Consider the following 11114-nt stretch of genomic DNA (forward strand, 5'->3'; position numbering starts at 1 on the left):
AAAAAAACAATAAAACACATATATGTGTTGATGAAAAATTTTGGAAAGCTCAAACTTTACTAAATGTATAAATGGGAAATAGAAGAATTAAAATTTCAAATTGGAAAACTTATTCAATTATATAGATTAAAAAGGGGATTTTCACAGTTCCAGCTTGGAAATGAGCTCAATATCTCAAGTAACCATGTTGGTAGAATTGAAAGAGCTGAAACTAATCCAACCATTGAAAGTCTTGTTACATTCTGCAATTTTCTTGAAATAGATATGTTATATTTATTTACAAAACTAAACGAAAAAGAATTAAAGAAGATTGAAAGTGAAATCGATCAACTACAAAAAGAATTTAAAAATCAAAATAAGAGAAAATCCTGACGAAAGTTGGGATTTATTTATTTTGTAAAAGGCTATAAATTAGTTTAAGCGTTTTTACTTACTTCTCCTCTATACTATTAACGCTAAAACAAATAATAATATTTTAGATAAATTTGAAAAACAAAAACCAAGAAAATGATAACAGAAAAGGTTAAAAATATATTTTATTTTATCGATTTTTTACATTCAAATATTGAAAATTTTAACAGACAAAAGTCTTTACTCAACGAAATTGCTGATTTAAGAAGAAAGTATAATGATTTAGACCCTAAGATAGACTATAATCATAAATTTGAGAGGGAAACAATAGCAGAAAAAGGAGATAAGCTTACTGACGTTTTTCGTAAAGAATGCAAAAATATAATTAATGAAAAAATAAATGAGCTAGAAATAACCGACTTAAATAATATTGGTAATAACCACTTTTATAATATTGGTGAATTTATAATACTCGTTGAAACTCAAAAGTATAATAAAGAAGATGCCCAATTAATCCTAGAAACAAAAAAAAAGTATGTCTCAATCTTTGAAAATCTACAATTAAGTTTAGATAATTTTTTACCCTATGATTTGGTTAAGGATTTTAACGAAACTTTGTTTGACTGTTTTAAACCATTTCTATCTTTAGATGACAAACTGAAGATAGAGAAAAGTAAAGAAATACAGGCTAATAGAAATAAAGTAACTATTGAAAGCTTAGATACAAAAAGTATTCTAAATGCTATTAATAAATTAAAATCGATTGAATTCGAAAATTTATCAGAATCGAAGAAATATGAACATTCAAAAAGAGTTTTTAGCAAATCAACTAAAGAAGATATTGAAAGAATTCCATTTGGGAAACAAATCGGAATGAAAGAAGATTATGAGTACTCTCAAATCCCAGAACCCAAAAACAGAGAGGAAGCAATTGAGAGGTTTAAAAAATATGATGCCCAGAAAAGATTTGAATATCTAAAAGAAATTTTTTCACAGAAATATGGAAATAATATAAATGTAAAAATAATCGAAGATGAGCTAAAGCCCATATACAAATTTATAGAGGAAGCAAATAAATTGTCAACTCTAGATGCTTTTGAAAATAAAGATAAATCAGATTATTTAGAATACTTGCGACTAGCAAACAGCTATTATGAAAATATTAATTTAGTATACTATAGTTATAACACATACTTTAATTATGGACAAAAAAACAATTCTTTATTGATATATGCAAAGTATTTTCTTTACAAATCATGGTTAGAAGAAAAAAGAGAAATTTATACTAAAAAAAATACACAGACCATTGGTTATTTTTCGACACCTTATGACTTTAATATTGATGATGATTGGGATACACGGAAAAAAAAATGTGAAATGCATAACCAATCGATTTACCGGAGATATGAAAAGAATTTAAAAAATGGGGACGAACAACTCTCAGATTTGGTTTCGAAAATGTTAGTGGCAACAGAAGAGCCATTACAAACCTCTGAATATGATTTATTAGAGCGCCAATTTAATCAGATAAAAAGTATTTGTTCCATTGCATTAAATTCGAAAATAGATAAAGGCTGTGTGATTGAAGGTGTAGACAATTCTCTTATTGAAAATAAATTCAACGAACTACAAGAGTTTTATAAAAAGTCAATAATTGATGCAGACATACATTTAAAAACTTTAGAAGGATTAAAGAAAAGAGATCTTGATATAAACTACGATTCAAAACAAACTGAAAAATTACAAACAAAAACGCAAATATTGAACGAAATCTTATACAAATATGGTTTTTTTGAACTTGAAAAAATAAAACAACTTTCAGAAAAAAATCAGAATATTTTAGTTCAATTGATAAGTGACAGTAAATTACCTTATGTAATAGCTATGCTTGATTATTTAGATTATTTCACCTACTTAGAGAGAAACCACTTTAAAACTAAATATAGATTACACATTGAAGTTTCCAAATGGTTTAATAGTGATAAGAAAGGCAGAGCAGTTAGAGGTAATATTAATTGCCTTTTGAAAAATTCAACTGAAAACAAAAAGCGTTACACAGCCTTTAAACATAAAGAAAAAGTAATAAAGGACTATGAAGAATTAAAATAGGGAGTACTCCCCTATTGATGCCCCTAAATGCCCCCTATAATATTGCAAAGTATAACAATAAATACTTTGTATAATGAAAGCATTAAAATTTAAGCATTTCCCAAAAACAGAAATGCAACTAGCTAAAGAATTTGATAATCCAAAAGTTTTTCTTTATCAAAAGAGTAATCAGCATTTATATTTTGAAAATCAATTGAAAATAATATTTCAATATTTACAAAGCAATATTGCTACAGCTTCAATGATAGCTAAAGCAACAGGCATTCCTCAAAAAAATATTTGTAGGTACAAAAGACATCTAGAAAAAGCAGGAAAGCTTTGGGAATTGGAAAAAAAGAAATGTAAGGAAACAGGCTTTAAAGCGTGGTACCTCACAACAAATCCTAAATATTTGTCAAAATTTGAACAATTAAGTTTATTTTAAAACAATTAATGTTATCTTTTCCCAACTACATTCCGCGTAAGAAAAATATAATTAAACATACAAAACGTTGCTATCGCCCCGAAAGTATGCCATAAAAAGTGGGTTCCGAAGCTGAACCATTCCCATTTGTCAGCAATACGGAAGGTCAGCGCCAACACAAAAGACAATAGGGCGAAGCCTACCCATTTGCCGGCTTTCCAATGGGTATAGATTAAATATCTTATTACCGAGAAAAGTACAAATGAGGCCATGATTGCATAATTCAGGTTGATGAAAAGAGAAGTTTTATCTGCCAGAATCCAGTTTCTCAAAGCAAACATAAGAACCAGATATCCCAGAACCATGGCTCCAGCATAATACCATCTGGTGCTCTGTGCTACAAAATAAAATCCGGCAGAAAGGCATAACAGCATAATGGGCAGCCAATCCATCATAATAAATGCCGGCCATTGCCTGAAAGAATGGTAAACTGTTCCTCCTATGGCACCAATGTATAATAAAACCAGGCAGTAGGTTAAAAAAGGATATTCTTTGAAATTACCTTTTATTTTAAGGGTCCAGAAAATGGCTATGGCTAAAAAAAGCACTGCAGTTACTGCATTTAATGGCTCAGGGAAAAACTGAGTCAGATCTGTTTCTTTGTATAACATGCCTCCGTCCGGAGGGATTTGGTTTATCGGCATTGTCTTTTTTTATTTTATATTGACAGGCATGTTTTGGAGTGTAAGATACAAAGACAGGCCATTTTACTAAACATCAGTAAAACACTAAAATACATCTTTTAAAATATAGAAAAAAATTATCTTTTATTAACATCAGACAAAAGGATCCGCACATTTGGGATAAGTTAGAGTGCAGTTCATTCTTTTAATCCTGAACTCTATCCATAAAACAGTTTAATTATAGTATAAAATCTTTTTGATACAACAAAAATTGATTGCAGAAGCATCAGGAGTAAGCAAAAAAGAAATAAAAGGAACAGAGATTAAAAAAAACACAATCAGAGTAGAAAGCATCTACCCTGATTGTTTCAACTAAAAAAAATCGTCCACATTTTCAGAAACAGCTATAAGCTATCTGACACAACCCTGTTTTTTTCGGACACCGCCTTTCCATTTTGACTTGTCTTTTGATCCGGCGTATATACACAGATCCCTCCTACCCAGGTTTCCAACACCGGAATATTTCTCATTTTCATATATTGCTGAGATTGAGACGTTAAAGAAAGAGGATCCTGTCCTAATATTACGAAATCGGCAAAGTAGCCTTCATTTAATGAACCTACCCATTTATCTGCATAACACTGCCATGCAGCATCGTAGGTAACCGCTATCAGGGCCTGTTCCGGAGTAAGACATTCGGCACTGTTCAAAACGTCAATGCTTGTTGTTTTTTTCTCCATAATTCTGGTAATGGATTGTTCCATCATTCTTAAAGGACCTAACGGACTTACTTCATTATCACTATGAAGGGTAATTCTCATCCCGACAGCCAGCGTAGATCCGCAAAGATCCAGCATCTGCGCCTTTTCACCGAATATCACTTTTTTAAAGGCATATCCCCAATACCCAACATGCCCGATAAGAAAACTTGGCGAAACGCCCATTTGAAGCATATTGGTAATTTGATCCGGAGTCAGCAGTGAGCAATGCTCGATACGGTTACGAAGTTCGGGACCTTTATACTGAGCAAGAGCGCTTTGATAAGCATTGATTGCAAATGCTACCGCCTGATCTCCATTGGCATGAACCATCAGAGGCCAGCCTTTAGCAGCCACCACCGTATTAATCAATGTATTATAACTCGGTGGAATGGTATGCGCGGGAATGCCGGTCTGCGGAAAATTGAATATCCCTGTATTATTAGCAGGATCACACAAATACGGAGCACTTTGATACCCGGTCAATCCCTGATTAGAACCATCAGAAACCACTTTTACGTGTCCGTAATAAACAGGTTTATAATCATCAGGCTGCCTATAAGCACCCAAATTATTGGCATCTTCCTGACTTGAACAAATATATGCTCCACCCGTTCTTACCAATTCAGGATGAATCTCAGAATATAGCCTTAAAAGTGTTTCAAAACCTTTATTCAGTCCGGCATCATACATGAAAGTGACTCCCCTGGAATTCGCCAATTGGAAAAGTTCAGTAAGATATTTATTAATATGAACGCTCATCGCAATAATCTGCAGCATAACCACTTTCAAAGCAGGTGTCATCTCCGGACTTTCCTGAAGCTGGCCTTTCGTTTCCAAAATATACTGATCAACTGTCTTGTACTGTTTCTGAATCTCACTGCTTTTTTGGAATACATGCTGCAAAGCCTTAGTATTTAAATAAAGAGTGTGCATAGAAGCACTTAATAGCATGACAGGCACTTCAGAATTAATACTGTCAAGCACCGTATTATCAATAGTCTGAAGTTCTTTTGTTCCGTCAGCTTTTACCACAAAAGGCATTAGTGACGGATCCAGCCCTCTTCCCAAAATAACATAACCAGGAATTTTAGGAATATTTTTGTTGATAATTGCTCCCACAGAAGTTAAATCGTAGACAGGCAGCAAATCCTGACCATTGAATGGGCTTACATCCAGCCAATCAGACATCATTGCAGTAGGAACCATATGAACATGGGGTTCTATTAAACCGGGAAGCAGAGTCTGAGTTCCGGTTAATACCTTTTTTTGATATTTTGGATGATTTTTAAGCATAAATTTTTCTACAGATTTTTGATCACCGGTGATCACCACTTTCCCATTGGCAAATCCAACAGCTTCAACAGTATCAGTGGATCCGCCAATCATAGGACGGATGGTTCCTCCGCTCACCATAAGAGCTTGCGGTTTTTGGCTGGTTTTTTTTCCGGAAACGGATTTCATTTTTGCCACATTTTCCGGACTGAAAAGTTCTTCTTTAAGAATTTCCAAAACAGGATTATTGCAGGCACAATGCGTGCAGCCATGTGTGTGTTTGTGTAATTTTTCCATAAGAGTAATTTGGGTTTAGGTGTATATTCAGGTTTAATTATATCCGTATAAATGTTCTAATTTCACCTTGCTTTTATGCCATAGAAAAACAAGTCTACAGCAAAACAAGACTTTGTAACATTAAAGTAAAAATGGATTATTTTTAGTAAATTATATTTACATAAATATTTATATGCGAATATTTTTCATTTATTTCCATGTATTAGTTTGTTTTATAAAAATAATAAAATTATTCTTTCCGTGCATTTTTTTCTCACCGATTATTGATTAATTTTTTGTAACTAAAGTTTTATATCAGTTAGATACCATTAATACAGTCAACAATTCCCATCAACAATAAGCGCCAATTTGTAAAAATTGGCGCTTATTGTTCATTTTATTATGGATTCTTTTTTCTTCGGTTTCGTTGAAATCAGATTGTAGTGTACTCTAGATTTATTATTTTGAATCCAGATAATTCTTCAGGTCTGAAATGGTTTTAATGTTAAGTTCTTCAGCCTGTTTTCTGCGCATCATTAAGGCATAAGCATTATTAAACCCGAGCGGATTCAACCACCGGATTCCATATTGTTTTTGGAATTCAAGGTTGACATAATCAAATGTTTTTTCCGGGCTTTTAGAAACTTCTTCTATTGTTTCTGCAGATGGTTTCAGCAAGACCAAAAGTCCGGTTCCTGTATATTCGGGATAAAAATCGATGGCATCATTCATCAGTGCATCAAAACAGATTTTTGTTCCGCCAAGCCCTGTCTTCGTTTCCACTTTATAATCGGTATAGCCTTCGATGAGCATTTTGTAAATTTCAGCAAGAATATACTGTTCTCCAAAAATTTTTGAGCCGATTTTTATAGTTTGTAAATTTCCTTTACGCGAATCTTTATATAAATTCGTTTTGATTAAAAAATCTTTGGCTATTTTCTCAGGACTCTGTTTGAGGTAATCTGCTTTGTAATTCAAATCCGTCATGATAGAATCATTGAATTTCCCTGATAAAAGATTCAAAGTTTTTTCTAATTCCGGAAACTTTTCCAGTGTTTTTGTTTTGATCACCGGAGCAGCAAAATAAGGCGGAAAGATCTTCTTATCATCATTCAGTACAGAAAGATCAAAAGCTTTGATCCTGCCGTCTGTAGAATATCCGCTGATCAGATCCAGTTCTTTCTCATAGGCTGCTTTATACATAATGGCATCGCTTACAACCAAAGGATGCACATCCAATCCATATACCGAACGAAGTCCAAGATCACCGTCCTGCCTACCCATAAATTCTGGTGTAAAACCTGCTTTAAGTTTATGACCCGAAGCAGAATTCCAAAAATAAATACCTCCAATAATAACTAATGCAAGAGGAATGATATATTTTAATTTCTTTACTGACTGATAGCTTAATTTCTGTAAAACCGCAATGGTTTGATCCAAAAGAACTGCTAATAATGCGGCTGGTATAGCTCCTGCAAGGATCATATTGGTACTGTTGAGAGAAATTCCACCAAAAATAAATTCACCTAAACCTCCAGCTGCCACAAATGATGCTAAGGTTGCAACCCCAACGTTAATAACTGCCGCCGTTCTGATTCCTGCAATAATGACAGGCATAGCCAAAGGCAGCTCCACTTTGAAAAGCATCTGTTTCCTGTTCATTCCCATTGCTTTTGCAGCTTCAGTTACTGCCGGATCTACTTCTGTAATTCCGGTATAGGTATTTCTGATGATGGGTAACAGGGCATAGATGAGTAATGCAACAATGGCCGGAGTAGCTCCGATCCCGAAAACAGGAATCATAAAACCCAGCAAAGCAATACTGGGAATGGTCTGCAAAACGCCTGCAACTCCTAAAACAGAGCCTGACAATTTTCTTTTTCGGGCAATTAAAATTCCTAAAGGCACACCAATTATAATGGACAGAAACAAAGACAAAAATGTAAGTCCAAGGTGCTGTACAACCTGAACCAGCAATTTCTCATGCTGTTCTGTAATAAACTGCCATAAACTTTGTTCACTCATACAGCCTGAAATTTTCGGTATTCATTAAAAGCTTTTACCAGATTTTCGTAATCTTCGGAAAGTGAACCGTCTGCACTCAGCTGCTGCAGAGCATCCCAAATTCCAGTGTTTTCTGAAAATTGAAGTTCTTCGAAAAAACGATTGTTATCAATCATAGATTCCACATCTTTCATTTCGGCTACTTTATATTCCAGAAATAGCCTGTTTTGGGCAAAGAAATTTTTAACAAAATCATTTTTCGGCTGATAAAGCATTTCTTTTGGGGTTCCTGACTGAATAATCTTTCCTTGATCCATTAAACAAATTTTATGACCTAAGTCAAAGGCTTCCTGAACATCATGGGTGACAAGAATAATGGTTTTATTTTTAAGTTCTTCCAACGATTTGAATTCTGCATGAATGTCAGCTTTGGTAATATTGTCCAATGCTCCGAAGGGTTCGTCCATCAGTAAAACAGGTGAATCTGCAATCAAAGCTCTGGCAATCCCTACTCTTTGCTGCTGGCCGCCGCTCAATTCGCTGGGAAACCGGGAAAGCAGTTCTTCCGAAAGATGAAGTTTATATAATAATTCGTGTGTTCTTTCTGCTGTCTTTTTTTTGTCCCATTTTAATAAATCAGGAATCACTGCAATGTTCTGTTGAATAGTATAATGAGGAAACAACCCGGAATGCTGCATAACAAAACCAATTCCCATGCGCAATTCTTCTGCTTTTTGGGATTGAATATTTTTACCATCAATCAAAATATCTCCGGAATCTACTTCTATGAGGCGGTTAATCATTTTAAGCATAGTGGTTTTTCCGCATCCGCTTGTTCCTAACAGAACCAGAATTTCCTTATCGTTGGCCTGAAAAGAGATCCCATCGACTGCTTTTTTTCCGTTAAAACTTTTTGAAACCGATTCTACTGTAATCATAGGCAAAATTATTGTGCAAGCCGGATTCCGGTAAACTGCCACTGTAAATGGGTCTGGAAAAAATTACGGTAGGTATTTCTGCTGTGTCCCGGCGGGGTTGCTATTGAAGCTCCACGAAGCACCATTTGGTTCACCATAAATTTACCGTTATATTCTCCTACAGCTCCGGCTTCTTTTTTGAATCCGGGATATGGAAGATAGGCGGAATTGGTCCACTCCCAGCGTTTTCCCCAGTCAAAATATCCTGATGCTGTCTCCCATTCAGCTTCGGTAGGCAGGCGTTTTCCTTTCCATGAAGCAAAAGCAGAGGCTTCGAAAAAACTGATATGACAAACAGCTTCTTCTAAATCAATTTCCTGAAGACCGTTCAAAGTATAATTCATCCATTTACCATCAATAAAATGCCAATATAAAGGGGATTTTGCATGGTTTTGCGTTACCCAATCCCAACCTTCGGCATGCCAGTGACGGAAATCTTCGTAACCACCGTCTTCTATAAACTCTAAATATTCTTTATTGGTCACAAGCTGGCTGCAAATTTTAAATTCATTCAGATAGATTTTGTGTCTTCCAAGCTCATTATCAAAGCAGAAACCTACACCATGAAAACCAATTTCGTAAATTCCTTCTGAGAAACTGATCATTTCTGAGCTGCCAGAATTTTGTTTTTTTGAAATATTTTCTTTTTTGTAAGCGGGAAATAAAGGATTGTGTCCTAAAATATATTTAATATCCGTCAGTAATAATTCCTGATGCTGCTGTTCATGGTTTAAGCCTAATTCCAGCAATGATTCCAGTGATTCTGTAAGATATTCACTCTGAAGAAATTCATCCATCTTTTGGTCTACATATTCACGATATTTAAAAACATCTGAAACTGACGGACGGCTTAAATTCCCCCTGTCAGTACGGATTACACGCGCTCCTATGGTTTCGTAATAACTGTTGAACACAAAATTATACTGGGGATCAAAAACTTCATACCCCGGAAAGTTAGGCTGCAAAATAAAAGTTTCAAAAAACCAGGTGGTATGTCCCAAATGCCATTTTGGAGGACTTACATCCACAATGGGCTGCACCACATAGTCTTCAATCTCTAACGGGCCGCAGATCTCTACGGAATGATTCCGGATATCAGCGTACTTTTTGATCCAGTTTTTATGAGGATTTGCTTCTACAAGCAATGCATTCTTTTTCATAAAAATCATTTTAAATTATACCATCCAGATAGAATCTACAAACCAGTTTTTGGTGTCTTTAATCTCTACAAGAATATGAAATCCTAAATCTCCTGCCAGCTTTTTGATATCCTGTTCTGAAAATTTCTGAGAAATTTCCATATCTATCCACTCATCTTTTTTAAAGCGGAACAAATGCTTTCCCACTTGAACTTCCTGATCGCAAAGGCTTACCAGAAAACTTCTGCAAGCCCCTGAAATAGGATCATAATTTTGATAATGCTGGAAATTATCCACGTTGAAATCACCCTTCAGCTCTCTGTTGATTCTTGTCAGAAGATTAAGATTGAATGAAGCGGTAATTCCCGCAGGATCGTTGTATGCAGCAAGAATAGTCTTCGGATTCTTTTTGAGATCAAAACCTACAAGAAACAAATCTCCTGCATTCAGTTTTCTTTTCACTTCACTGCAGAAATGTCTGGCTTCTTCACTTTCCATATTGCCAATATTTCCGCCTAAGAAAAGAACTACTTTTTTTCTTTTCGAAATTCCGGCCGCTTTATCAAGCATACTAAAATACTCTCCTTCTAAGGGTACTATTTTAAGCTCCGGCAGCTTTTTCGTTAGATTTTCCTGCAAAACAGAAAGAATATTCCCGGAAATATCAATGGGCATATAAGTAAAATCCATCCCTTTATCTACTAGATTTTTGAGTAGGTAAGATGATTTCATGGCATCGCCTGCCCCCAATTCTATAAGATCAAAAGATTCATTGATATTGGAAATTGCTTTTGCGAGTTCTTCTGTTTTATTTTGAAATATATCCAGCTCACAATTGGTAAGATAATATTCCGGCATGGCCATAATCTGCTGAAAAAGACGGTCGCCAGTTTTGTCGTAAAAATATTTTGAAGACAATTTCTTCGGATAAGTGGACAATCCTTTTAAAATATCCGAGCCGAAATTGTCGGTATAATCATTATTAAAACGATAATCCTGTTTTATCTGTACGTTCATAGTTTATATTTTGGTTGGGTGATTCATTGAATACAACTATCTTGCCGACACTTTTAATTACTTTTTGTCAGACTGTAAGCTTCTCCAATTCATATAATTAAAGATAGGCTTTATTAATGATT

General features: G+C 34.7%; 9 protein-coding genes. 3 read left to right on the forward strand and 6 right to left on the reverse strand.

Going from position 1 to position 11114, the window contains the following annotated elements:
- Positions 1-63: 63 nt before the first annotated feature.
- From CLU97_RS12985 to CLU97_RS12995, 3 genes are all read left to right on the forward strand, one after another.
- The gene (locus CLU97_RS12985; protein WP_121488301.1) at positions 64-372 is read left to right on the forward strand and encodes a helix-turn-helix domain-containing protein; all 309 of its coding nucleotides are present in this window, start codon (positions 64-66) and stop codon (positions 370-372) included.
- A 135-nt stretch (positions 373-507) separates the two neighbouring features.
- On the forward strand, positions 508-2460 hold the full coding sequence (locus CLU97_RS12990; RefSeq protein ID WP_121488302.1) for a hypothetical protein: 1953 nt from the start codon (positions 508-510) through the stop codon (positions 2458-2460).
- A 73-nt stretch (positions 2461-2533) separates the two neighbouring features.
- Complete coding sequence (locus CLU97_RS12995; RefSeq protein ID WP_228437693.1) at positions 2534-2884, forward strand: hypothetical protein; 351 nt, start codon at positions 2534-2536, stop codon at positions 2882-2884.
- 11 nt (positions 2885-2895) lie between these two features.
- Here the strand turns inward: CLU97_RS12995 and CLU97_RS13000 are convergent, their stop codons facing one another.
- The 6 genes from CLU97_RS13000 to egtD form a co-directional block, all read right to left on the reverse strand.
- Positions 2896-3567 carry a hypothetical protein gene (locus CLU97_RS13000; RefSeq protein ID WP_121488303.1) on the reverse strand — a complete coding sequence of 224 codons (672 nt, stop codon included), beginning with the start codon at positions 3565-3567 and terminating at the stop codon, positions 2896-2898.
- A gap of 383 nt (positions 3568-3950) precedes the next feature.
- Positions 3951-5876: an amidohydrolase gene (locus CLU97_RS13005; RefSeq protein WP_121488304.1), complete on the reverse strand. Its 1926-nt coding sequence runs from the start codon at positions 5874-5876 to the stop codon at positions 3951-3953.
- Positions 5877-6314: 438 nt separating this feature from the next.
- The gene (locus tag CLU97_RS13010) at positions 6315-7880 is read right to left on the reverse strand and encodes an ABC transporter permease/substrate-binding protein (protein ID WP_121488305.1); all 1566 of its coding nucleotides are present in this window, start codon (positions 7878-7880) and stop codon (positions 6315-6317) included.
- Positions 7877-8797, reverse strand: a complete 921-nt coding sequence (locus CLU97_RS13015; RefSeq protein ID WP_121488306.1) for an ABC transporter ATP-binding protein — start codon at positions 8795-8797, stop codon at positions 7877-7879. Before CLU97_RS13015 ends, CLU97_RS13010 begins: the two co-directional genes overlap by 4 nt.
- Before the next feature lie 8 nt (positions 8798-8805).
- Positions 8806-9996, reverse strand: coding sequence for an ergothioneine biosynthesis protein EgtB (gene egtB, locus CLU97_RS13020; protein ID WP_121489743.1), 1191 nt, complete (start codon positions 9994-9996; stop codon positions 8806-8808).
- Between the two features lie 15 nt (positions 9997-10011).
- On the reverse strand, positions 10012-10992 hold the full coding sequence (gene egtD, locus CLU97_RS13025) for an L-histidine N(alpha)-methyltransferase (protein ID WP_121488307.1): 981 nt from the start codon (positions 10990-10992) through the stop codon (positions 10012-10014).
- Between the last annotated feature and the right edge of the window lie 122 nt (positions 10993-11114).

This window comes from Chryseobacterium sp. 7 (assembly GCF_003663845.1).
Taxonomy (GTDB): domain Bacteria; phylum Bacteroidota; class Bacteroidia; order Flavobacteriales; family Weeksellaceae; genus Chryseobacterium.

What these genes read in the sequence shown, in the direction of transcription:
- CLU97_RS12985 (WP_121488301.1), top strand. Translation starts at nt 64, where the DNA reads ATGTATAAATGGGAAATAGAAGAATTAAAATTTCAAATTGGAAAACTT.
- CLU97_RS12990 (WP_121488302.1), top strand. Translation starts at nt 508, where the DNA reads ATGATAACAGAAAAGGTTAAAAATATATTTTATTTTATCGATTTTTTA.
- CLU97_RS12995 (WP_228437693.1), top strand. Translation starts at nt 2,534, where the DNA reads ATGAAAGCATTAAAATTTAAGCATTTCCCAAAAACAGAAATGCAACTA.
- CLU97_RS13000 (WP_121488303.1), bottom strand. Translation starts at nt 3,567, where the DNA reads ATGCCGATAAACCAAATCCCTCCGGACGGAGGCATGTTATACAAAGAA.
- CLU97_RS13005 (WP_121488304.1), bottom strand. Translation starts at nt 5,876, where the DNA reads ATGGAAAAATTACACAAACACACACATGGCTGCACGCATTGTGCCTGC.
- CLU97_RS13010 (WP_121488305.1), bottom strand. Translation starts at nt 7,880, where the DNA reads ATGAGTGAACAAAGTTTATGGCAGTTTATTACAGAACAGCATGAGAAA.
- CLU97_RS13015 (WP_121488306.1), bottom strand. Translation starts at nt 8,797, where the DNA reads ATGATTACAGTAGAATCGGTTTCAAAAAGTTTTAACGGAAAAAAAGCA.
- egtB (WP_121489743.1), bottom strand. Translation starts at nt 9,996, where the DNA reads ATGAAAAAGAATGCATTGCTTGTAGAAGCAAATCCTCATAAAAACTGG.
- egtD (WP_121488307.1), bottom strand. Translation starts at nt 10,992, where the DNA reads ATGAACGTACAGATAAAACAGGATTATCGTTTTAATAATGATTATACC.